Origin of the sequence: Rhizobium sp. 9140 (genome assembly GCF_900067135.1) — a bacterium.
Classification (GTDB): Bacteria; Pseudomonadota; Alphaproteobacteria; order Rhizobiales; family Rhizobiaceae; genus Ferranicluibacter.
The window spans coordinates 611100-631816 of record NZ_FJUR01000002.1 but is presented as its reverse complement, the minus strand read 5'-3'; the positions used below and the strand labels follow the sequence as shown (position 1 = coordinate 631816).

Below are 20717 nucleotides of genomic sequence, written 5' to 3'. Positions count from 1 at the left end.
TCAACATTAAAAACAAGGGTGTACATTCCGCTTGTCTGCTGTGATGGTGTTTGGTAAGACTTAATAGTATGGAGCAGGCGGTGAACGACAGCGGCTGGCGAGGGTCTTACGAGGGGTGGTTCGATGCCGCTTACGCCTCGCTGCTGGAATCTGGCGTGGACTCGGTGAAGATCCTCCCGCTTGCCAAGCGGCTCGGCCTGTCGCGCACCAGCTTCTACTGGTTCTTCAAGGATCGCGAGGCGCTGCTGGATGCGCTGATTGCCCGCTGGCGCGATACGAACACCGGCAACATCGTCCGGCAATCCGAGGCTTACGCGGAGACACTGGTGGAAGCCATGCTGAACGTGTTCGATTGCTGGATCGACACTGTCCTGTTCGATGCCCGGTTCGAGTTCGCCGTGCGCAGCTGGGCGCTGCAATCACCCGAGATCGAGGCAGAGGTGCAGCGCGCGGATGCGGCGCGGATGGACGCGCTCGCCCGGATGTTCCTGCGCTTCGGCCATGACGCGGTCACCGCGGATGTCAGGGCGCGCACGACCTATCTCGTGCAGATCGGCTATATTTCCATGCAGGCCCGGGAGGATGTGGCGCTGCGGATGAAACGGATACCGCATTACATCTCGATCTTTACGGGACAAGACCCGCAGCAACGGGAGCTCGACCGCTTCTATGCCCGCCACGGCTACAGGCAGGAATAGCGGGAATGGCGGCTGTCGCGACATCGACTATCGGCCGGATGGTAAATGCACGGCAACCCTTCGATATCGCGGCACGCGCCAACCCACGCGTCCAGCCTTTGCCGGCGTGCTCGGCCCGTCCTCTCTCGACAGGCCCGTCTAATCGCGCCTTGGAATGGCGCGACAGGGATGTCGATCGTCCAACCCATCCGCCACAATCACACAACCTCCGTAAGGCTCAGCCTATGCGGAGGGCAAGATTTTCGCACCGCAAACGCGGCCTGCAGCCATCATCGAGGATGAGGAGACTGTCCTTCAGAGCCCATGAAGCGGGTATTCGCGGCGCCCCGCTTTTCACGCCTTGCCGCTAAAAACAAAGGGGAACGACAATGAAGAAACTACTTGCTTCGAGCTGCCTGACGATGGGCCTTTTCGCAGGCATATCGGCCGCCAGCGCTGCCGAGTGCGGCACAGTCACCATTGCCAGCATGAACTGGCAGAGCGCGGAGGTGATCTCCAATCTTGACAAGCTGATCCTCAACGAAGGCTATGGCTGTCAGGCTGAGATCACGGTCGGCGACACCGTTCCCACCATCACTTCTATGGCCGAAAAGGGGCAGCCCGATATCGCGCCCGAAGCCTGGGTGGACCTGCTGCCGGACGTCGTCGCCAAGGGCGTGGAAGAGGGCCGCATCGTCAAGGTCGGCTCGCCTCTGCCGGATGGCGGCAACCAGGGCTGGTGGATCCCGAAATATCTTGCCGACAAGCATCCCGATATCAAGACCATTCCCGACCTGCTGAAGCATCCCGAGCTTTTCCCGAACGAGGAAGACCCGAGCAAGGGCGCCGTGCTCAACGGTCCGCAGGGCTGGGGCGGCACCGTTGTGACGACGCAGCTCTTCAAGGCGTATGATGGCGAGAAGGCAAACTTCACGCTGGTCGATACTGGCTCGGCCGCCGGCCTCGACGGCGCGATTGCCAAGGCTTACGAGCGTGAAAAGGGCTTTGCCGCCTACTACTGGGCGCCGACGGCCCTGCTCGGTAAGTATCCGATGGTGAAGCTGGAGGCCGGCGTCGATGCGGATGCGGCCGAATGGAAGCGTTGCAACACGGTTGCCGATTGCCCGGACCCCAAGCCGAACGCTTGGCCGGTAGACACCATCGTCACGCTGGTCGCCAAGCCCTTCTCGGAGAAGGCCGGCCCCGAGGTCATGAGCTATCTCGAAAAGCGCTCTTGGAGCAACGAGACGATCGGCAAGCTGATGGCCTGGATGACCGACAACCAGGCGAGCGGCGAAGATGGTGCCAAGCACTTCCTGAAGGAAAACAAGGAGATCTGGACCAAGTGGGTTTCGGCCGATGCGGCTGCAAAGATCGAAGCGGCGCTCTGAGCCCCGTCCTTTGAGCCTTGTCCTTTAAGGTGGCGCTGGCCGGCACTTCACCTCTTCCGGGTGTTGTGCCGGCCAGCGCCGCCCTCCGCTTGCCGTCAGAAGAAGAAAAAGACGTCGCACGGCTCCTTCCAGAGAAAGGAACCCGCATGGAATGGTTTTACACATTTCCACACATGGATGACGACGCGCTTCGCAACCTGAAAAAAGCCATCGACGAGGGATTCCGGGGCTTCACCCGCACCTATGGCGACGCGATCGAGAGCCTGTTCTCGCCACTGCAAAGCTTCCTGCTCGCCACCGATCGCTTCATGACGCAGACCCCGTGGCCCATCATCACGGCAATCATTCTCGTGATCGCCTGGTTTGCCAGCCGCAACGTGAAGATCGTGCTCGGCTGTCTCGTGACGCTGCTGCTCATCGGCTATTTCGACATGTGGACCGACACGATGCGCACGGTGGCGATGATCTTCGTCTGCACGGTGCTCTCCATTGCGGTCGGCTTGCCGATCGGCATTCTCATGGCGCGCTCCGATACGTTCCGGCGCATCGTCAACCCGATCCTTGACGTAATGCAGACCATGCCGAGCTTCGTCTATCTCATCCCGGTCGTCATGCTGCTCGGCATCGGCCGCGTGCCGGGCCTCATCGCCGTCGTCATCTACGCCATTCCCCCGATGATCCGGCTCACTGATCTCGGCATCCGGCTCGTGGACAAGGACGTGCTGGAGGCGGCCGATGCGTTCGGCACGTCGGAGCGCCAGAAGCTCTTCAAGGTACAGCTGCCGCTCGCTCTGCCCACCATCATGGCCGGCATCAACCAGACGATCATGATGGCGCTCGCCATGGTCGTGGTCGCCTCGATGATCGGCGTGCAGGGACTGGGTCAGCCGGTGCTTAAAGCCATTGCCAACCAGTATTTCACGCTCGGCATGTTCAACGGGCTCGCCATCGTCGGCATCGCCATCATCTTCGACCGCGTCAGCCAGGCCTATGGCAAGCGCCTGCAGAAGCATCGGGAGATCGTCCATGGGTGATCCGGCTTTTGGCGGCATCGCCGTCCGCAATCTCTACAAGATCTTCGGCCCTAACGCTGGCGTCCATATCGACGCCGTGCGCAACGGCATGACGAAGACGGAACTCAACGCCGTGCACGGCCATGTGCTCGGCCTTCGCGACATCAATATCGAGATCGCCTCGGGCTCGATCCAGGTGATCATGGGTCTATCGGGCTCCGGCAAGTCCACGTTGATCCGCCACATCAACCGGCTGATCGACCCGACGGCCGGCGAGGTGCTGGTGGATGGTGTCGACGTCGTGAAGATGGACCCGGCGGAACTGCGCAATTTCCGCCGCCACCAGACGGCCATGGTGTTCCAGAAGTTCGCGCTGCTGCCGCACCGCAGCGTGCTCGACAACACCATGTTCGGCCTGGAGATTCAAGGCATCGAGCGCGCCAAATCCCGCGACATCGCCATGCGCTGGCTGGAGCGGGTGGGGCTGAAGGGCTTCGAGAGCAAGTATCCCAACCAGCTTTCCGGCGGCATGCAGCAGCGCGTGGGGCTGGCCCGCGCGCTGTCCAACGATGCGCCCGTGCTCCTCATGGACGAGGCCTATTCCGCGCTTGACCCGCTGATCCGCATGGACATGCAGTCGGTGCTTCTCGACATCCAGGCAGAGATCCGCAAGACCATCGTCTTCATCACGCACGACCTCGACGAGGCCCTGCGCATTGGCGACCGGATCGCTATCCTGCGCGATGGCGAGGTGATCCAGCAGGGCACGAGCCAGGACATCGTCCTGCGGCCCGCCGACGACTATGTGGCAAGCTTCGTGCGCGAGGTGAACCGCGGCCGCGTGGTGCATGTGGAAGCGGTGATGACGCCGCTGCGGACACTTGCCACAGGGCATGTGCCCGCCGGCCGCACGATTGCCGCCGACGTGACGATCGAGGAGGCGCTCCGCATGCTCGTCGGCACGCCGGATGACGAGGCCATCGTGGTGGATGCGATGGCCAAGCCTGTGGGTACTGTCAGCTTCCGCCAGCTTGCAGGCGCCATGGTCAATGCGCACGACATCGGCCAGCAAGCGGGGGAAAGCCGGGCGAACGTCGCCTGAGGGCTTTATCCCGTTTGCGAAACGTCATCCTTGGCCTTGTGCCGATGGCCTCATGATATCATCGACACAAGGCTGTTGCAGATCCTTGGGATAAGCCTGATCACCCCGCCCGGCCAATGGCATCGAGGCGGGCGAGGACGTCGGCCGGAAGCTTTAGATCGGAGGCTGCGAGGTTTTCGCGCAAGTGCGGGCGCGAGGATGTGCCGGGGATGAGGAGGATGTTGGGCGACCGCGCCAGGAGCCAGGCGAGCGCCACCTGCAGGGGCGTGGCGCCGAGGTCCGCCGCGGCAGTGGTGAGCGCTGCCGACTGCAAGGGCGAGAAGCCGCCGAGGGGGAAGAAGGGCACATAGGCCGTGCCGGCGCCAGCGAGTTCGTCGATCAGGGCGTCGTCGCTGCGATGGGCGAGATTGTACTGGTTCTGCACGCACACGATCTCGGTAATCCCGCGACCTTGCGCGATCTGCGTCGGTGTAACGTTCGACAGGCCGATATGGCGGATGAGGCCTTTGGCCTGCAACTCGGCCAGCGCCGTAAGCGGCGCTTCGATCGACGCCTCGGCCGGGCCGTGCACATCGAACATGGCACGCAGGTTGACGACGGGGAGCGTCTCCAGCCCTAGGTTCTCCAGGTTTTCGTGCACTGCTTTGGTCAGATCGTCTTTAGAGAAAGCCGGTTTCCATGAGGCATCCGTGCCGCGCACGGCGCCGACCTTGGTGACGATGACGAGATGATCCGGATAGGGATACAGCGCCTCGCGGATGATCTGGTTGGTGACATGCGGGCCGTAAAAATCGCTCGTGTCGATGTGATCGACGCCGCTTTCCACGGCCTCCCGCAGCACGGCGATCGCCTCCGTGCGATCCCGCGGCGGGCCGAAGACACCCTTTCCCGCAAGCTGCATGGCGCCGTAACCGAGGCGTTTGACTGTGAAGCTTCCAAACTGAAATGTGCCGGCGTTGCGGATATCGGTCATGGGACCCTCCTATGATGATGAAGCCCAAGATAGAGGTGTATCCGTCGCTTGATAATCCGTGGTAATGCGAACAGCTTGTGCGGACTGGCGGACAGTGAGGAGAGATCGTGCAGGACAGCGCGTTTGAGATGGGCGACGTGAAGGCGTTTCTCGCTGTGGCCACCGCTGGCGGATTTCGCGAGGCGGCTCGGGCGTCGGGCAGCAGCGCCTCGGCCTTGAGCGATGCCGTTCGCCGGCTCGAAGCGCAGCTCGGCATCCGGCTTCTCAACCGGACGACGCGCAGCGTGGTGCCGACGGAGGCCGGGCGGGCGCTGGTGACGCGGGTGAACCCGGCGATGCGGGAAATCGACGCTGCGCTCCGCCATGTCGTCGGCCTCGGCAACCGACCCGCGGGCAGCTTGACGTTGAACGTGCCAATCAGCGCGGCGCGGCTCATCCTGCCACAGATCGTACCGGCCTTCCTCAAAGCCTATCCTGATATCCGGCTGGAAATCATGACGGACGAGACGTTCGTCGACATCAACGCTGCCGGCTGCGATGCCGGCATCCGCTACGACGAGCGGCTGGAGCAGGACATGATCGCCGTGCCCATCGGCCCGCGCCTCCAGCGTTTTGCCAGCGCCGCATCGCCCGCCTATCTCGCGGCCCGGGGCCGGCCGGCGCATCCCAGCGACCTCTTGTCCCATACCTGCATCCGCAGCCGTTTTGCCGGGCGGTCCGTCACACCCTGGGAGTTCGAGCGGGGGCACGAGACTTTGCGGGTCGATCCGACGCCGCAGCTCATCGTGCAGGCCGGCGGCGGGTCGGATCTCGGTGTTGCCGCTGCCATCGAAGGCCTCGGCATCGTCTCGCTGTTCGAAACCTGGCTGCAGCCGCACTTCGAGTCAGGCGCGCTGGAGCCGGTGCTGCAGGACTGGTGGCCAAGCTTTCCCGGCCCATTCCTCTACTACTCTGGCCGCCGCCTCGTGCCCTCACCCCTGCGCGCCTTCATCGACTTCATCAAGGCGCGGCGGGAGGGTGGGTGAGGATCTCTGTCCCCGCTCAGGGAATGCGGGCGATAACCTTGATTTCGAAGTCGAAGCCGGAAAGCCAGGTAACGCCGAGGGCGGTCCATGCCGGGTAGGGCTTGGTGCCGAAATAGCGGTCCTTGATCGTTAGAATGGTTTCGAACTGGCGCTCCGGATCGGTGTGGAATGTCGTCACGTCCAGCACGTCCTCGAACGTGCAGCCGGCTGCGGCCAGCGTTTCCTTCAGATTTTCAAAGGCGCGTTCCACCTGGGCGGCGAAATCCGTCTCGGGCGAGCCATCTATCCGGCTGCCGACCTGACCGGAGACGAACAGGAGGTCGCCGGAGCGGATGGCGGCGGAATAGTGGTGCTTTTCGTAAAGTGCGTGGCGGTATGCGGGGAAGATGGCTTGGCGGTTGGTCATTATGTGATCCTCAAGGTTGGCGATGCCCGGCTTCCGGTCGCGCCGGATTTCAGATACGGTGCGTATACGGAGAGATAATCGCATACGAAGCGTATGTCAAATAAATATACGCAGCGTATGTGAAATGAAGGAATCGAGATGGCGAGAACACGGGCGGAAACGATGGAGGAAAACCGGGCGAGGCTGATCGCGGCCGGGCGCCGCGCCTTTGCCGACAAGGGTTATGCGGCCGCCTCCATGGATGAGCTGACGGCGGAAGTGGGGCTGACGCGGGGTGCGCTCTATCACAATTTTGGCGACAAGAAGGGGCTGCTGGCCGCCGTCGTCGACCAGATCGACGGCGAGATGGCCGCGCGCGCGCAGGCGATCGGCGCTGGAATGGAAGATGCATGGGCCGGTCTTCTGGCGGAAGGGACGGCCTATATCGAGATGTCGCTCGACCCGGACGTGCAGCGCATCGTGCTTCTCGATGGGCCGGCCGTGCTAGGCGACCCCTCGAAATGGCCGAGCCAGGACAGCTGCCTCCAGGTTACGCAGCGCGCGATCGAGCGACTGATCGGGGACGGCATCGTCAAGCCGGTCGATCCGGAGGCCGCCGCCCGGCTTCTCAGCGGCGCCGCCCTGAACGCTGCCCTTTGGGTTGCCGCCAGCGGCGATGCGGCGCGTGTGTTGCCAAAGGCGATCGAGGCGTTTCAGTCGCTGGCGACCGGGCTTCTGGCCGAGCCGCGATAACGCGCACCTGTGCCTACCGCAAACCGACGCGGTGTTCGCGCCAGACGGTAAAGAGCCCGGCACCGACGACGATGAGGGCGCCGACGATCATGTTGACCGTCACGGTTTCGCCGAAGAACAGGACCGCGACGCCGCCGCTGAGCACAAGCTGCAGGTAGGTCAGGGGCTGCACCTCGACGGCCGTCAGCAGGCCATAGGCTTTGATCAGGAAATAATGGCTGGTGGCGCCGCAGATGCAGAGCGCGATCATGGCGGGCCAGTCGGCCGGCGCGATCGGCGTCCAGTAGAACGGGCCGACGAGCGTTGCCGCCAGTGCGCCGAAGACGCCGGCATAGAGAACGCTCGTCACGGCGGAATCGTCCCGGCTCACCGCCCGGGTCGCGATGCTGTAGAAGCCGTACATGAAAGCGGCGACGAGCGGCACGAGCAGGCGAAGATCGAATGCGACCGACAGCGGATTAAGAATGACGAGCACGCCCAAGAGGCCTGCGACCACCGCAAGGCCGCGCCGCCAACCGACTTTCTCGCCCAGAAGCGGCACGGACAGCACGGTCACGATCAGCGGCGTCGCCTGAAGGATGGACTGGCTCATGGCGAGACCGGCGGTGATAAAGGCGAAGACGACGATGACGACCTCGCCGACCAGCAGCACGCCACGGAACACCTGCAAAACCGGCCGCCGCGTCATGAAGGCCCGTCTCAGCCCTCCCGGTGCAAACGCCGCCATGACCATGACGAACACGGCAAAGGCCCAGAAACGCACCATGACGACCATGATGGGCGGGTACTTTTCCCCGAGCAGCTTGGAGAACGCATCCTGCCCCGCAAAGATGGTGATGGCGAGGAGGACATAGAGGTAACCGCGTGTCTTGATTGTCATAATCTTCCGACTGTCGCACCTGCGACGCGATGTGACGGATCGGCTTGGGTTCATCCTGTCTACGCCGCGGGCACGGCGAAAGCCAGTGTGGGCACGACATCTGCGCCGGCAAGCGCGACAGAGGAACCACGACAGGCTCGGTCCCGCGTGCCGAACAGGCGCAACAGCCCCGCCACGGTCGAGAAGAGGACGATGAGCGCGCCATAGACGAGACCGGTAGAGGCAAGGCCGAACGTGCCGATGGCGAGGCCTGCCAGTAGCGTCGGCAGGCCGAAGGCGAGGTAGCTCAAGGTGAAGAGGGCGACGGCGAAGACCGCGGTAAGCGTCATCGATGTGAAGCCGATCTCCTGCTGGAGTGTAGGGTAGAAGGGGGAAGGCGCGCTGGCGCCGGCCATCATCACCGCCATGGCGGCAAGGGTAAGGCGGAAACCGGTGTTCGGGTTTGCCGGCGTCCTGAGCAGCACGTCGGTGAAGGGTCCCCCGACAGTTCGAGATTTTTCGAACTTATCTTTACTGGCAAAGGTGTGTTTGTTCAATTAAATTCGAACCATGACGCCCGATATCGCTCCCATCCCGCATTTGAACCTCCCCCATCCCGAACGGGGTGACCTGAAGCTGACGCAGGTGCTCTTTGCGCTGAGCGATCCGGAGCGACTGGCGATCGTGCGGCAGCTGGCTTCCGGCACGCTCGATATGGCGCAATGCCATCTTTCCGATGCCTCGACGCCGAAATCGACCAAGTCGCATCTTATGAAGGTGCTGCGCGAGGCCGGCATCATCCGCAACGCGGCGTCCGGCCGGGGAAGGCGCCTGACGCTGCGTCGGCAGGATCTCGATGCACGGTTTCCCGGCCTGCTGGCCTGTGTGCTGGCCTCCGGGCTTGTCGACACCGCCGACGGGGCGCCGTGAGGCGGGTCGTTCGCTTTCAACCGTTCTTACCCGACCGCTTCTCCCCGATGAAGGCATGATACCCGAAATGTCGAAACGCAGTTTTCTCACGACGCTGGCCTTCCTCGCCTTCATCAGTCTCGGGCTTCCCGATGGTCTTCTCGGCGTGTCCTGGCCGTCGATCCGCGCGGATTTCACGTTGCCGCTCGACCGGCTCGGGCTTTTGGTCGCGGTCACCACGGCCGGCTATCTCGCGGCGAGTTTCATGAGCGGCGCGGTGCTGCGGCGCGTGCCGGTCGGCATGGTGCTGGCGCTGTCAACGCTCGCCGCCGCCATTGGCCTGCTCGGCTTCGCGCTCACGCCGGCCTGGCCGCTGATGATTGCGCTCGGTTTCCTCGCCGGGCTCGGTGGTGGCGCGGTCGATGCAGGGCTGAACGCTTATGGCGCGCGCCATTTCAGCCCACAGATCCTCAACTGGCTGCATGCTTTCTTCGGCCTCGGCACCACCATCGGGCCGCTGCTCGTCTCCGGCGTGCTCGGATCAGGGCTCGTCTGGCAGGTAAGCTACGCGATTGTCGGAAGCGCGCAGCTGGTCCTGGCCGCCACGTTCTTCCTCACCCGGTCGCGCTGGGAGGAGGTGGCGGAGATCGGCCACGACGTCGCGGAGGAGCTGCCCGCAGCGCCGGTCTCGGAGACCCTGCAAAAGCCGGTCGTCTGGTTCGGCATGCTCGTCTTCTTCGTCTATTGCGGCATCGAGGTGACGGCGGCACAGTGGAGCTACACGCTGCTGACGCTCGGGCGCGGCTTTTCGGAAACCAATGCCGGCCTCGTGATCGGCCTCTTCTGGGGCAGCCTCACCATAGGGCGCATCGGTTTCGGCTTCATCGCCAACCGGGTGCCCCTTCTTAAGACGCTGCGGATCTGCATTCTCGCCGCAGCGCTCGGCGCGCTCCTGTTCTGGCTTGCCCCGATGCCGGCGCTCGGCGTGCTCGGCCTGATGATGATCGGCTTTTTTTTCGCCCCCATCTTCGCCTCGCTGATCAGCCTGACGCCCGGGCGCGTCGGACGCGAGCACGCCAACAGCGCGATCGGCTTTCAGATCGCCGCCGCCGGCCTCGGCGGCGCCGTGGTCACGGCCCTCACGGGCCTGATGACCCGCTCTCTCGGCCTTGAGGTCATCGGCATCGTGGTGTTTGCCGCCACAGTGCTGCTGCTCGTGCTTTATGAGCTCTTCACCCGGGAGAGGCGGCCTTAAAGCCTACTCTGCCTCCGCTTTCAACGCCGCGAACATCTGGTCGGCGGCATCGCCCAGAGGACCCTTCGTGCTCTGGTAGTCGAACCCCTGCACCACGGCCACCGTCGTTGCATCGACCGCGATGCACTGCACGACGAAGGTGCCGCTGCCAGATGTACCACCCTGAACGGTAACGAGCTGGCCCGGGAAGCTCTGGAGAGCGACGCCGAGGACCGCCTTTTCCGCAACGTCGGAGACGATGCTACCACAGGTGTCGATGCTGAGCTTTGCCGCTGGAATGCGCTCGACATGGTAGGTCAACGTAAAATCCTGGTCGGCAGCCTGTGACGCTGCGGGCAGACCGATGAACCCGAGAGCGGCAAGCGACAGGGTGACAGCTTTCATGGGGATCGTCCTCCTGTTGGTCACGTCTTACTAAACGGCCATTCGCAGAGGCTTACGTCCGCATCGTTGGGGGTGAGATCAGGGGATCGCCGAGGCATCAGCGCAAATCGGGCGCGCTCCAGCCCTTGGCCTCGTCGATCCAGGCCTTGCCGGAGGCTTTGTCGAAGATGCAGAGCATCTTGCCATGCGCGCCCTTCAGCGCTTTTTGCGGAAACACACCGCTGACCAGTGTCGCCACTTTGCCGAGCGTATCGTCGAACTGGACGATCTCAGAGACATGCGCATGCTTCAGCCCGCTCGCCGCCGCACAGGTCTTTGCGACCGTCAGGTTGAGCTTCGCCCAGGCGTCGTCGGTGGACGCATCAACGGCGGTCGCCGTCATCAGGATGGTCAGGGTCAGCAGAGACAAGCGCATCATGGGTTCCTTGTTGGGGGACGATCCGTAGTGCTGAGAATGGTCGCTTTTATGGCAGCGGCGGGGGGTGCGGGTTCTCCCGGTCGTCGCGTCACAGGTGGTGCAGCACGAGGGGTTTCCCCCCGATCTGCGTCACCTGCATGCGGTAGCCGAAGATCTCGGCAAGCGTGTCGGGCGTCAGCACGTCCTGCGGCGTGCCGTCCGCGACGACACGGCCGTCCCGCATCGCGATGATCCGGTCGGCATAGGCGGCGGCCTGATTGATGTCGTGGAGGACGATGATGGCCGTGCGCTCTTCCTCGTCCGCCATGCGCCGCAGGCTCTGCATCAGGTGGCGCGCATGGAACATGTCGAGGTTGTTGAGCGGCTCGTCGAGCAGCAGGTAGTCCGTGCCCTGGCAGAAGGTCATGGCGACAAGGGCGCGCTGGCGTTGACCGCCCGACAGCGTCTCGAGAAATCGTTCGGCGAGATCCGCCACGCCGAACTGCGCCAGTGCCTCCTCGACGCGCACCCTGTCCTGCGGCGTCGAGCGGCCCTGATTGTGGGGAAAGCGGCCGAGGCTCACGAGTTCGCGCACGGTCAGGCGGCCGGCGAATATCCCGTCCTGGCGCAGGATTGCCATCCGTCGGGCAAGCTCCCGGCCGGGCGTCGTCGTCACCGAAAGACCGTCGATGACGACGCGGCCGGTCTGTAGAGGGCGCAGGCGCGCGATCAGCGACAGGAGGCTCGACTTTCCCGCACCGTTCGGCCCGACGAGTGCAACGATGCCGCCGCGATCGATCGTCAGGTTGATGTCCCTGAGTATCGGCGTGCTGCCATGGGCAAGGGATAGGTCTTCGATGAGGATCACGTCCGGCTTCCCAGATACAGCAGCAGAAGAAAGGCGATACCGCCGGCGAATTCGATGACGACGCCGAGCGTCGAGGCGCTGCCCAGCAGATGCTGGAAGATCGTCTGGCCACCGACCAGAAGGATGATCGCGACGAGAGCGGCGGCGGGCAGGATGACGGCATGCCGCCTTGTGCCGAGGATACGCTCGGCAAGGGCCGCCACGAGCAGGCCGAAGAAGGCGACCGGCCCGACGAGGGCGGTGGACACCGCGACCAGAAGCGCGACGATGAGGAGCAGGAGCGCGGCTGTCCGCGACCAGTCGATACCGAGCCCGATGGCGGCTTCGCGGCCGAGTGCCACGACATCGAGCCTGTGCCGCTGGTGCCAGCAAAGAGCCGCGGCGGCGAAGGTTACGACACTGCCGATGATGGTGAGGTCGGCGCGCAGGGCATTGAAATTGGCAAAGCTCGCCGCCTGCACCACGGCGAAGGCGTTGGGATCGAGCAGGCGGAACAGGAGCTGCGACAGGCTGCGGAAAAGAAGGCCGATGGTGACGCCTGTCAGAAGCAGGAGGCTCATGTCGAGACGCGCGGTCAGCAGGGGACGCAACAGGACGGCGGCAAGAGCGATCATGATGAGGACTTCGGCCGCAAACTTCCAGCCGCCCCCGATCGCCGCATAGCCGAGGCCACCGAGGAGAAAAACGAGAAGCGCCTGTCCGAAAAGATAGAGCGCATCGAGCCCCATGATGGAGGGCGTGAGGATCCGGTTGGCGGTAACGGTCTGGAACAGGACGGTGGACAGCGCCACGGACACGGCCACCTGCACGAGCGCGAGCAGCTTTACCGCACGGATCTGCAGCACGAAGGCAAGGTTTCCTCGCAGGCCGAGGGTCAGGAAGGCCGCGACCGAGACAACCGCTAGGACGCTCAGAAGAACGAGGCGGCGCTTATGCATGGGACGGACGCAGGCGCATCAGCTTCAGAAACAGGAGCGCGCCGACGACCCCCATGACGGTCGCGACCGGGATCTCGTAGGGGTAGCGGATCAGCCGACCGACGATGTCGCAGCCCAGCACCAGCAAGGCTCCGGACAGCGCCGTCCAGGGAATCGACGCGCGCAGATTGTCGCCGATAACGCGGGAGACGATATTGGGCACAACGAGCCCGACGAAGGGGATGATGCCGACGACGGACACTGTGAGCGCGGCGATGACGGAGACGACGAGAAGGCCGAGACGCAGGGTCCAGGCGTAATCGAGCCCGAGGCCGATGCTGGCTTCCCGGCCGAGCGACAGAACGGTGAGCCTGTCGGCGATCCACCAGGAGAGGACGACCATGATGCCGGCGCCCCAGAGAAACTCGTAGCGACCGCGAACGACGCCGGAGAACTCGCCATTCGTCCAGATGTCGATGAACTGCAGGAGATCCGTCTGCCAGCCGACGAAGGTGACGATGGCGCCGATGACGCCGCCATAGACGAGGCCGAACAGCGGCACGAGATGCGGCTGCGTGACCGGCAGCCGGTCGGCCGTCGCCATGAAGACGGAGGTGCCGAGAAGAGCGAGCGCGGTTGCGCCGATCATCTTGACGCCGAGGGAGGCCGCGGGAAACACGAGCGTCATCAGAAGGATGCCAAGCGCCGCGCTTTGCGCTGTCCCGGCCGTGGAGGGTTCGACGAAACGGTTGCGCACCAGCGCCTGCATGATCAGCCCGGCAATGGCAAGCGCCGAGCCTGTAAGAAGGGCTGCAAGTGTGCGCGGCAGGCGGCTGGCCATCAGCAGTTCCAGCGCTTCAGGATCGCTCGCAAGCTGCGTCGGCGACAGGGTATCTGCGCCGATGAGGAGGCTGAGACAGACCAGCACGACGAGAGCCGCGGCAGCGGCCACTCCGGGCAAGGTGATGCGTTTGCGCCATTCCGCTTTCTTAGGTTCTGGCATCGGTCCTGGCACCGGCTGTGTCATGGGGCCTTCGTAAAGCCCTGTGTGATCGCGTCGAAAACCCGGATCATCGATCGCGTACCGCCGGCGGCGATGTAGAAATCGCCGGCCGGCAGGTAGATGACCTGGCCCTTCGTCCACGCCGTCGTCTTGGCGACAAGCGCATTGTCGAGCGTCGCCCGCGCGTTCTGGTCCTGCGAGCCGATGGCCGCTGCCCGGTCGATCACGAGGAGCCAGTCCGGATTGGCGGCGCGGATGAACTCGAAGGAGACGGCTTCCCCGTGAATGGCGGTATCGACGTCGGCCACCGCCGGGGTGAGGTCGAGCGACCTGTGGAGCCAGCCGAACCGCGAGCCCATGCCATAGGCGGTGACCTTGGGGCCGTTGGTCATGATGATCAGCGCCCGGCCCTTGCCCGCAACGGCCGCTTTCGCCCGCGCCACGGCCGCATCCAGTTCTGCCTCGACCTTGCCGGCTTCCGCCTGCTTGCCGAAAAGAGCGCCATAGGCGGCCAGCCGCCCCTTCGCCTGATCGAGAAGATCGTCGCCGTCCATCGTCATGTCGATGGTCGGCGCGACCTGCTCGGTCGCTGCGCGTTTCGGTGACGAGCGGCCGCCGAGGATGATGAGATCCGGTTGCAGCGCGCTCAGGGCCTCGAGATCGGGCTCGAAGATCGTGCCGACGGAAACGGCCTTTCGTACAAGCGCCTGCAGCTCCGGCAGATAGAGATTGCTCGGAAGGCCGGCGATGTCGACGCCGATGCTGTCGAGCGTATCGACGGCCGCAATGTCGAACACGGCGATTTTGCCGGGACGCTCTGCAACCGGCACAATGCCCGCTGCCGTCTGGATATCGGTCGCCCGGACGAGCCCGGCCGGCAACAGCATCAGGGCGATGGCGATAAGCCAGGAGGTTCTGCGCTGTCGGGGAACGTTCATGCCGCTCATCCTCATTGTCCGGTTCTCACGCTGCGGGTGTCCACAGGAGCGGGCCGGACGGTTCGCGAAAGGCGAAACGCATAAGATGGCTCTCGATCACGGCCTTCGTCTCGCCGAGGCTCCGATCGTCGGGAGAGCGAACGCGGATGTCGAGCCCCTCGTTGCTTGCCGCGAGAAAACCCGTGCCGCAGGAGAACCGCAGTTCGCCCCGGTCGCCCACTTGGTCGACCTCGATCTTGTGGGCGAAATGTTTGCACAACTGCACGAGGTACTTCTGCCCCTCGTTCGTTTCAAACCGGCTTGTTGCTTCGAGCATTGCGAACTCCTGTTTTGGTGGATGCAGCGGCGGAGCATGCCTGCCGCCCATGTCGTCATGTCGGCCTAGAACGTGGCCTTGGCGGTGAGAATCAAGGCTCGGCCCTGTTCGTAGAGGGGGGTTACGGTGTCGAATTCCTGCCCGTAGGTGGCGCGGTCGGCGTATCTCTCGCCGAAGACGTTTTTGATGTCGGCCCGCAGCGTCAGGTTCGGCCGGGTCGGTGGCTTGTATTCGAGGAACGCGTTGAACACCTGATATCCTTCATAAGGCCGGCTTCCGGGTGCGACATTGTCGTCGTCGAGCGCCAATTCCGCATCGGCACCGACGGTCACGCCCAGGTCCACGAAGGTGTGGATGGCCGTGAGGGTGATAATCTGCCCGGCGGGTGCCGCAAGGTAGCTGCCAAGCTCGGAATCCGCCGGCTGGCCGTCGATCTCGACGTCGATATCGGCATATTTGACCTTCACCGAGCTTGCATCCCAGCTGTACCCGGCGCCGATTTCGAAGCCCTTCGATGTCACGTCACGCTGTTGCACGCCGAGCGGCAGGGCGTAGCGAGGGGCTCTGGCATTATCGATAGTCGTGCGGAAGATGCTGCCTTCGATGGTGACATCGTTGAATGTCGCGGCAAGGCCGAGATTGGCATTGTTCGAGCGAACCGGATCGGGACCGTCGCCATAATCCCAGTTGGGATTCATGATGAAGTTCTCGGCAAGGGGAATACCGGCCCAGACGCGGGAATAGCCGGCCTTGGCCGTCAGCACGTCTTCGATCAGGTCGTATTCGCCGGAGATATTGCCGCTGAGACCGGAGCGATCCCATGTCTCGCCCGTCGTGCCGGTAAACCATTGCTGGTCGCCGCGTGCGCCCAGCGAAAGGCGGGTTTTCTCCCACGGCTCGATGCGCGCTTGGGCATAGATGCCGATGTCGCGTGCTTTCTCCGTCGCGGAATCGAAGAGATCATCGAGCTCCCCCTTGTCGTTGTAGACGTCAATGCCGGCGACGATATTGCCGTTGGCGAGCGCGAAGGTGTTCTGGATCTTGCCGTTGAGGCTGCCGGTCTCGCCGACCCCGTCATAGGGCGGAATATTGAGCGTGGGCCGGAGATAAATCTTCGTTTCCACGCTTGTGCGGCTATAGGCCAGAATGACCTTCGGGTCCCACCAGCCTTCCGGCGTGCTGTCGGTATAGGTGAAGACCGTGTTCTGCCGCTCCAGGGCGTAGTCGCGAACCCGCGGCTCCCATGGCGGGCGGCCTTCGATAAAACCTGCATTGGCGCGGAAGGGTCGTTCGGCATCGTCGCGGAGCCGATCATGGCTGATCGAGATCCGGTCACCGCTGTCGAACGTGTAGGCTAGCTTGCCGATGCCGCTGATCAGGTCCGTGCCGGTGCCGAGCACCTCGTCGCCATTCCCGGCATGGAATTCCTTTCCTCTGCCAAAGGTGAACGTGCCGAGCGCCTCCAGCCCATCCTCCATGGCATAGCCCGAGAGCCCCGTGACCACCGTATCGCTGTTGAAATTGTAGCTGGAGCTGACGAAGCCGCCATAACCGCCGCCGCCGAGAAGGTCGCGCGCATCCTTCGTCACATAGGCGATGGCGCCGCCAAGCGCCCCCGGCCCTGCATCGGCCGGCGCAATGCCCGCATCGACGTTGACGGTCTTGAGAAGGCTGGGATCTATGAGGTTGGTGGCCGTGTGATGAAAGACCTTGTTGTTCTGCCGGCTGCCATCGATGGTCACGGCCAGATTGGTTTCCTCGATGCCGTGGACATAAACCTTCTGCGACATGGGAAGCGAGCTGCCGACCGAGACGCCCGGCTCGCCCTTGAAGACATCGGCAATACTGGCCGGGTTCTTCTGTTCCAGCTCCTGGCTCGAAATGATGATCTGGCCAGGGCCGGTCGTGCCGACGCCAAAGACGGTGATTGGCGCAAGGAGCGTCGCACCGTTGCCCGCGACGATGCCGCCATCGGTGTCTGCACCGCGAAGCCTACCCACGGTCGCGGTGCCCTCTGCGATGTCGTAGGAAATGCCGGTGCCGGCAAGCAGCTCGGCCAGCGCCTGCCGCGCGGTTAGCTGTCCGCTGACGGGACGGGCCTCAACGCCACGCGACGTCTCCGCCGCCAGCGTGATCTGCAGGCCAGATTGCCGGGCGAAGGTCTTCAAAGCTTGAGACAGCGGCTGCGCGGCAATGGAAAACGCATGCCTCGCCTCGGCCGTCTGCGCCGCGACCGGCGATCCCTCTGCCGCTGCAAAGGGAACCAGCCCCACCATCGCAGTCGTGGCAAGCAGGCTGAAAAGCCTGAGGCTGCTGACCTTCAGATCTGCGACTTTCTGTCGGCATATCGGCGAACGCATTCTTACTCTCGTCTCTTTGTCAGAGCATGGCCACGGCACGCGCATCCTTTCTAAGACGATCGACGTCCCGTTTTTTCTCACCCCAATCGACGTTTTTCTGACAGTCCTGCCAAAAACGGATCTTTTCTGCGAAAATCGCTCAGTAACGCGAGACGATGCGGGCATAGGGCGTGACGGCCCGCACCTTGCCGCCAAAGGGACGGACCAGCGCATCCAGCGCCCGATCGGGATCGCGCAGATCGTAGAGGCCGGTCACACGGAGAGAGCCGAGCGTACCGTCCGCGATCGTGATCCAGGCCGGGTGATAGCGCTGGATGCGCTCGATGGCGCTGGCGATGGTGACGTTTTCGACGGAGAGCCTGCCGCTTCGCCAGGCACCCATCTCCTCGATGTCGGCCTTTCCCCGGGTCGCCGTTCCGGTCTCACGGTCGATCGCTGCGGTCTCACCGGGGGAGAGTTCGAACATGCTGCGCTGGTTCTGCCCGGCATAGGAGATGGCGACCGATCCGCGCGCAAGCTCCACGGTCGTATCCTGATCCCCGGTCTGCAGATCGAAGGCGGTGCCGAGAACCGCCACGGTGACGCCGTTGGCATCGACGGTGAAAGGCCGGCCCGCATCATGCGTGACGTCGAAGAAGGCCTCGCCCTTCAGCAGTTCGACATGGCGCGCCTGCTGGTCGATCGCTACGGCAAAGGCCGTTCCACCGCTCATATCCACGGTCGTTCCATCGGCAAGCACAACGCGCCGGCTTTCTCCCGACGCCGTCACTTCGTCGGCGCGCAGATGCAGGAGAAGAGCAGGCCCCGCCAGAAATGCCACGGCGCAAGCCGCTGCGGCCGAGAGGGCGGCGCTGGCCAGCCGGTTTCGACGCGGTTCGGACCGGTTCGTGGTGAAAGGCACGACCGCCGCCGTGCCGGTTTCAGCCCTCTCCCAGCCTGCCGCGTGAACCGGGCGAGTTTCGCCGAGCAGAGCCCACGTCTTCTCCACCTGGCGCCAAGCAGCCGCGTTCTCCTCGGACGCCGACAGCCACTGTTGGAAGGCGGCCTGCGTCTCGAGACAATCAGGACAGTTCCGCAGCTCCAGGAACCAGTCCGTGGCTTCGCCGAGCGTTGCTTCCGGAAAAGGTGGGTTCGTTTTCACCGTTGCGAAGTTCCTATGACCGCAGCATCCCGATTGACAGAGACGCGTCCCGTCGCGGGCTGTTGCCTTGTGCAGGATGCACGTCGTCTAGCAAAGACGAGCAGGAGGCAATAATTTTTCATGACTTACGGTTGAATCACACGCTCACGAGGCGAGGCCGGAGGCGAGACGAACCATCCCGTTTCGGACGTGCCGATGCACCGTCGCGACGGATATGCCCAGATGGGCCGCGATATCGCTCAGCGTGTAGCCGCCGAACCGGTGCATTTCGAGCGCGATCCGGGTCTCCAGAGGCAAGTCCTCAAGCAGCCTTTCGATCAGCCGCAATTCGTCCGATGCGGCAACGATATCCTCCGGCGTCGGATGGCGCAACGGCACAGTCCAGTAGGGTGGATCGACGCTTTCCCTTGCTTCGAGCTTCTGCCGTTTCATGACATCGAAAGCGAGGTTGCGGACGATCCGGTAGAGATAGGAGACCAGCTGTCCCGAAGAGGTCTCCTGCGCATTTGCCGGCATGAACCTGAGGAAGGCATCCTGTACGATGTCTTCGGCCGTGTCGCGGGAACCGAGAATGCGCGATGCATACGCAACGAGTGCCGGACGTTGGGCGACATAGACCTGATGGCGGACTTCGATGTTCGTCATTCGCTCTTGCGACCTCGGTTCTACGAACGCACCGGTTCATCGGCCACCGGGCCGATGTCGTCATCGCATTCCAGGCTTGATCATACCTAACTCCTTTACTCATGATATCTCCGACTGTCACGCTCGATTCTTGCGGAAGATGACGGTCGTCGGGGCAAATCGCGACATGGAAACCGGCGAGCCTACCGCAGCACCGCCCCATCCTGCGCGACGAGCCGTCCGGCCTTGAACACGCGACGCCCCTTCGGCACCGAAACGACGGCAAGGGGAATGTGGGCGGCGTCGAGCGTCACGAAATCGGCCTTGGCGTCGATCTCGACGCCGTAGCCCTCCAGACGCAGCGCCTTTGCACCAGCGGTGGTGACCACGTCGAAGGCGGCGGCAAGCTCCGCGTCCGTGTAGAAGCCGGAGCGGTAGCCGATGATCTCGGCACGGCGCAGCATGTCGCCATCGCCATAGGGCCACCAGGAATCGCGGATATTGTCGCTGCCGCTGAAGACCGTAACGCCTTCGCCGCGCAGGAGCGCCACGGGCGGGAAGACATGGTTGCCGGGTGCGTTGGTCATGATGGCCACTCCGGCCTTCGCAATCTTCGCCGCCAGCCTGCGGGCGGGATCAAGCGCGAGATCGCCGAGACCGTAGGCGTGGCTGACGGTGACGTGCCCCTGCATGCCGAGCGCTGCCGTGCGCGCGCAGATCTCCTCGATGGTGAAGGCACCCATCGAGCCCGCATCGTGCAGGTGGATGTCGATATCGACACCGTGCTTCCCGGCAAGATCGAAGACGACGTCGAGATGGCCATTCACATCCCGGTCGAAGCTTGCAGGGTCGAGCCCGCCGATAAGGTCCGCGCCGAGGCCAAGTGCTGCGTCCAGAAGCTCGGGCGTGCCGGGGCTCTTGAGAATGCCGGACTGCGGGAAGGCGACGAGTTGGATGTCGATGAGGTCTTTGTAATCCTCCCGCACGGCAAGGATCGTCTCGAGCGACTTCAGCCCGACCGAACCATCGACCATCACATGGCTGCGCATCTGCAAAGAGCCGTTGGCGATGCAGAGGTCGAGTTGGTCGCGCGCTCGTTTGTCCATCGGCGCGGCCGAGGCCATGTTCTCGGCCTGGAAGGCGACCCGCTCATGCACATCGAATCCATCCGTGCACGGACGATGCGGAATCCACCGGTCGCCGTAGAAGCTGGTATCGAGGTGGATATGCCCCTCGACGAAGGCCGGCACCAGCAGCGCACCGGCGATATCGATGGTGTCGGCAACCCGCGCAAGCGTGCCGACAGCGGAAATCGCGGTGATGCGCCCGTCGGCGACGGCAATGTCGCACAGCGTGTCATCCATCAGCCTGGCATGGGTGAAGAGTGTTTCGGAGCGTGTCATGGGGTCTCCCGGTTGCGGATACGG

At 63.7% G+C, this 20717-nt stretch carries 23 protein-coding genes; 8 read left to right on the top strand and 15 right to left on the bottom strand.

Annotated features, from left to right (window positions below; translation table 11 throughout):
• The first annotated feature begins 68 nt into the window (after positions 1 to 68).
• The 4 genes from GA0004734_RS20265 to GA0004734_RS20250 all read left to right on the top strand — a co-directional run bounded on the left by GA0004734_RS20265 (position 69) and on the right by GA0004734_RS20250 (position 4183).
• A complete protein-coding gene (locus GA0004734_RS20265; RefSeq protein WP_092937381.1) occupies positions 69 to 698 on the top strand; it encodes a TetR/AcrR family transcriptional regulator in 630 nt (209 codons plus the stop codon).
• 368 nt (positions 699 to 1066) lie between these two features.
• Positions 1067 to 2068 carry an ABC transporter substrate-binding protein gene (locus tag GA0004734_RS20260; protein WP_092937378.1) on the top strand — a complete coding sequence of 334 codons (1002 nt, stop codon included), beginning with the start codon at positions 1067 to 1069 and terminating at the stop codon, positions 2066 to 2068.
• Between the two features lie 146 nt (positions 2069 to 2214).
• On the top strand, positions 2215 to 3102 hold the full coding sequence (locus GA0004734_RS20255) for an ABC transporter permease (RefSeq protein ID WP_092937376.1): 888 nt from the start codon (positions 2215 to 2217) through the stop codon (positions 3100 to 3102).
• Positions 3095 to 4183: a quaternary amine ABC transporter ATP-binding protein gene (locus GA0004734_RS20250; protein WP_092937374.1), complete on the top strand. Its 1089-nt coding sequence runs from the start codon at positions 3095 to 3097 to the stop codon at positions 4181 to 4183. Before GA0004734_RS20255 ends, GA0004734_RS20250 begins: the two co-directional genes overlap by 8 nt.
• Positions 4184 to 4283: 100 nt before the next feature.
• Here the strand turns inward: GA0004734_RS20250 and GA0004734_RS20245 are convergent, their stop codons facing one another.
• Positions 4284 to 5156 (bottom strand): aldo/keto reductase family oxidoreductase, encoded by an 873-nt coding sequence (locus GA0004734_RS20245; RefSeq protein WP_092937372.1) that lies wholly within the window; start codon positions 5154 to 5156, stop codon positions 4284 to 4286.
• Positions 5157 to 5284: 128 nt separating this feature from the next.
• Between GA0004734_RS20245 and GA0004734_RS20240 the strand changes: the two genes are divergently transcribed.
• A complete protein-coding gene (locus tag GA0004734_RS20240; RefSeq protein ID WP_092937370.1) occupies positions 5285 to 6181 on the top strand; it encodes a LysR substrate-binding domain-containing protein in 897 nt (298 codons plus the stop codon).
• Between the two features lie 16 nt (positions 6182 to 6197).
• Here GA0004734_RS20240 and GA0004734_RS20235 read toward each other — a convergent pair whose 3' ends face one another.
• Complete coding sequence (locus tag GA0004734_RS20235) at positions 6198 to 6587, bottom strand: RidA family protein (protein ID WP_092937368.1); 390 nt, start codon at positions 6585 to 6587, stop codon at positions 6198 to 6200.
• Between the two features lie 138 nt (positions 6588 to 6725).
• On the opposite strand from GA0004734_RS20235, the gene GA0004734_RS20230 reads away from it, so the two are divergent.
• Positions 6726 to 7319: a TetR/AcrR family transcriptional regulator gene (locus GA0004734_RS20230; RefSeq protein ID WP_092937366.1), complete on the top strand. Its 594-nt coding sequence runs from the start codon at positions 6726 to 6728 to the stop codon at positions 7317 to 7319.
• A gap of 13 nt (positions 7320 to 7332) precedes the next feature.
• Here GA0004734_RS20230 and GA0004734_RS20225 read toward each other — a convergent pair whose 3' ends face one another.
• Together GA0004734_RS20225 and GA0004734_RS26310 are read right to left on the bottom strand one after the other, a co-directional pair.
• Complete coding sequence (locus GA0004734_RS20225) at positions 7333 to 8199, bottom strand: DMT family transporter (RefSeq protein ID WP_092937364.1); 867 nt, start codon at positions 8197 to 8199, stop codon at positions 7333 to 7335.
• Positions 8200 to 8258: 59 nt separating this feature from the next.
• Positions 8259 to 8663: a hypothetical protein gene (locus GA0004734_RS26310; protein WP_092937362.1), complete on the bottom strand. Its 405-nt coding sequence runs from the start codon at positions 8661 to 8663 to the stop codon at positions 8259 to 8261.
• Positions 8664 to 8748: 85 nt separating this feature from the next.
• Between GA0004734_RS26310 and GA0004734_RS20215 the strand changes: the two genes are divergently transcribed.
• Together GA0004734_RS20215 and GA0004734_RS20210 are read left to right on the top strand one after the other, a co-directional pair.
• Positions 8749 to 9108 (top strand): ArsR/SmtB family transcription factor, encoded by a 360-nt coding sequence (locus GA0004734_RS20215; RefSeq protein WP_092937360.1) that lies wholly within the window; start codon positions 8749 to 8751, stop codon positions 9106 to 9108.
• Between the two features lie 67 nt (positions 9109 to 9175).
• Positions 9176 to 10342, top strand: a complete 1167-nt coding sequence (locus tag GA0004734_RS20210; RefSeq protein WP_092937359.1) for an MFS transporter — start codon at positions 9176 to 9178, stop codon at positions 10340 to 10342.
• A 3-nt stretch (positions 10343 to 10345) separates the two neighbouring features.
• On the opposite strand, the gene GA0004734_RS20205 is transcribed toward GA0004734_RS20210, so the two are convergent.
• From GA0004734_RS20205 to GA0004734_RS20155, 11 genes are all read right to left on the bottom strand, one after another.
• Complete coding sequence (locus GA0004734_RS20205; protein WP_092937357.1) at positions 10346 to 10726, bottom strand: DUF6180 family protein; 381 nt, start codon at positions 10724 to 10726, stop codon at positions 10346 to 10348.
• A gap of 97 nt (positions 10727 to 10823) precedes the next feature.
• Positions 10824 to 11144 (bottom strand): hypothetical protein, encoded by a 321-nt coding sequence (locus tag GA0004734_RS20200; RefSeq protein WP_092937355.1) that lies wholly within the window; start codon positions 11142 to 11144, stop codon positions 10824 to 10826.
• An 88-nt stretch (positions 11145 to 11232) separates the two neighbouring features.
• Positions 11233 to 11991 carry an iron ABC transporter ATP-binding protein gene (locus GA0004734_RS20195; protein ID WP_092937353.1) on the bottom strand — a complete coding sequence of 253 codons (759 nt, stop codon included), beginning with the start codon at positions 11989 to 11991 and terminating at the stop codon, positions 11233 to 11235.
• On the bottom strand, positions 11988 to 12929 hold the full coding sequence (locus GA0004734_RS20190) for an iron chelate uptake ABC transporter family permease subunit (protein ID WP_092937351.1): 942 nt from the start codon (positions 12927 to 12929) through the stop codon (positions 11988 to 11990). Before GA0004734_RS20190 ends, GA0004734_RS20195 begins: the two co-directional genes overlap by 4 nt.
• Entirely contained in the window at positions 12922 to 13911 is a 990-nt protein-coding gene (locus tag GA0004734_RS20185) for an ABC transporter permease (RefSeq protein WP_092938222.1), read from the bottom strand. Before GA0004734_RS20185 ends, GA0004734_RS20190 begins: the two co-directional genes overlap by 8 nt.
• Positions 13912 to 13931: 20 nt before the next feature.
• Entirely contained in the window at positions 13932 to 14798 is an 867-nt protein-coding gene (locus tag GA0004734_RS20180; RefSeq protein ID WP_245292602.1) for a siderophore ABC transporter substrate-binding protein, read from the bottom strand.
• A 76-nt stretch (positions 14799 to 14874) separates the two neighbouring features.
• A complete protein-coding gene (locus GA0004734_RS20175; RefSeq protein ID WP_092938218.1) occupies positions 14875 to 15165 on the bottom strand; it encodes a DUF2218 domain-containing protein in 291 nt (96 codons plus the stop codon).
• Positions 15166 to 15230: 65 nt separating this feature from the next.
• Positions 15231 to 17525 carry a TonB-dependent receptor domain-containing protein gene (locus GA0004734_RS20170; protein ID WP_092937349.1) on the bottom strand — a complete coding sequence of 765 codons (2295 nt, stop codon included), beginning with the start codon at positions 17523 to 17525 and terminating at the stop codon, positions 15231 to 15233.
• A 139-nt stretch (positions 17526 to 17664) separates the two neighbouring features.
• A complete protein-coding gene (locus tag GA0004734_RS20165; protein WP_092937347.1) occupies positions 17665 to 18666 on the bottom strand; it encodes a FecR family protein in 1002 nt (333 codons plus the stop codon).
• A gap of 144 nt (positions 18667 to 18810) precedes the next feature.
• Positions 18811 to 19311 (bottom strand): RNA polymerase sigma factor, encoded by a 501-nt coding sequence (locus GA0004734_RS20160; protein WP_092937345.1) that lies wholly within the window; start codon positions 19309 to 19311, stop codon positions 18811 to 18813.
• A 182-nt stretch (positions 19312 to 19493) separates the two neighbouring features.
• Entirely contained in the window at positions 19494 to 20693 is a 1200-nt protein-coding gene (locus tag GA0004734_RS20155; RefSeq protein WP_092937343.1) for an amidohydrolase family protein, read from the bottom strand.
• Between the last annotated feature and the right edge of the window lie 24 nt (positions 20694 to 20717).

What these genes read in the sequence shown, in the direction of transcription:
- GA0004734_RS20265 (WP_092937381.1), top strand. Translation starts at nt 69, where the DNA reads ATGGAGCAGGCGGTGAACGACAGCGGCTGGCGAGGGTCTTACGAGGGG.
- GA0004734_RS20260 (WP_092937378.1), top strand. Translation starts at nt 1,067, where the DNA reads ATGAAGAAACTACTTGCTTCGAGCTGCCTGACGATGGGCCTTTTCGCA.
- GA0004734_RS20255 (WP_092937376.1), top strand. Translation starts at nt 2,215, where the DNA reads ATGGAATGGTTTTACACATTTCCACACATGGATGACGACGCGCTTCGC.
- GA0004734_RS20250 (WP_092937374.1), top strand. Translation starts at nt 3,095, where the DNA reads ATGGGTGATCCGGCTTTTGGCGGCATCGCCGTCCGCAATCTCTACAAG.
- GA0004734_RS20245 (WP_092937372.1), bottom strand. Translation starts at nt 5,156, where the DNA reads ATGACCGATATCCGCAACGCCGGCACATTTCAGTTTGGAAGCTTCACA.
- GA0004734_RS20240 (WP_092937370.1), top strand. Translation starts at nt 5,285, where the DNA reads ATGGGCGACGTGAAGGCGTTTCTCGCTGTGGCCACCGCTGGCGGATTT.
- GA0004734_RS20235 (WP_092937368.1), bottom strand. Translation starts at nt 6,587, where the DNA reads ATGACCAACCGCCAAGCCATCTTCCCCGCATACCGCCACGCACTTTAC.
- GA0004734_RS20230 (WP_092937366.1), top strand. Translation starts at nt 6,726, where the DNA reads ATGGCGAGAACACGGGCGGAAACGATGGAGGAAAACCGGGCGAGGCTG.
- GA0004734_RS20225 (WP_092937364.1), bottom strand. Translation starts at nt 8,199, where the DNA reads ATGACAATCAAGACACGCGGTTACCTCTATGTCCTCCTCGCCATCACC.
- GA0004734_RS20215 (WP_092937360.1), top strand. Translation starts at nt 8,749, where the DNA reads ATGACGCCCGATATCGCTCCCATCCCGCATTTGAACCTCCCCCATCCC.
- GA0004734_RS20210 (WP_092937359.1), top strand. Translation starts at nt 9,176, where the DNA reads ATGTCGAAACGCAGTTTTCTCACGACGCTGGCCTTCCTCGCCTTCATC.
- GA0004734_RS20205 (WP_092937357.1), bottom strand. Translation starts at nt 10,726, where the DNA reads ATGAAAGCTGTCACCCTGTCGCTTGCCGCTCTCGGGTTCATCGGTCTG.
- GA0004734_RS20200 (WP_092937355.1), bottom strand. Translation starts at nt 11,144, where the DNA reads ATGATGCGCTTGTCTCTGCTGACCCTGACCATCCTGATGACGGCGACC.
- GA0004734_RS20190 (WP_092937351.1), bottom strand. Translation starts at nt 12,929, where the DNA reads ATGCATAAGCGCCGCCTCGTTCTTCTGAGCGTCCTAGCGGTTGTCTCG.
- GA0004734_RS20185 (WP_092938222.1), bottom strand. Translation starts at nt 13,911, where the DNA reads ATGCCAGAACCTAAGAAAGCGGAATGGCGCAAACGCATCACCTTGCCC.
- GA0004734_RS20180 (WP_245292602.1), bottom strand. Translation starts at nt 14,798, where the DNA reads ATGCTGTTGCCGGCCGGGCTCGTCCGGGCGACCGATATCCAGACGGCA.
- GA0004734_RS20175 (WP_092938218.1), bottom strand. Translation starts at nt 15,165, where the DNA reads ATGCTCGAAGCAACAAGCCGGTTTGAAACGAACGAGGGGCAGAAGTAC.
- GA0004734_RS20170 (WP_092937349.1), bottom strand. Translation starts at nt 17,525, where the DNA reads ATGCGTTCGCCGATATGCCGACAGAAAGTCGCAGATCTGAAGGTCAGC.
- GA0004734_RS20160 (WP_092937345.1), bottom strand. Translation starts at nt 19,311, where the DNA reads ATGACGAACATCGAAGTCCGCCATCAGGTCTATGTCGCCCAACGTCCG.
- GA0004734_RS20155 (WP_092937343.1), bottom strand. Translation starts at nt 20,693, where the DNA reads ATGACACGCTCCGAAACACTCTTCACCCATGCCAGGCTGATGGATGAC.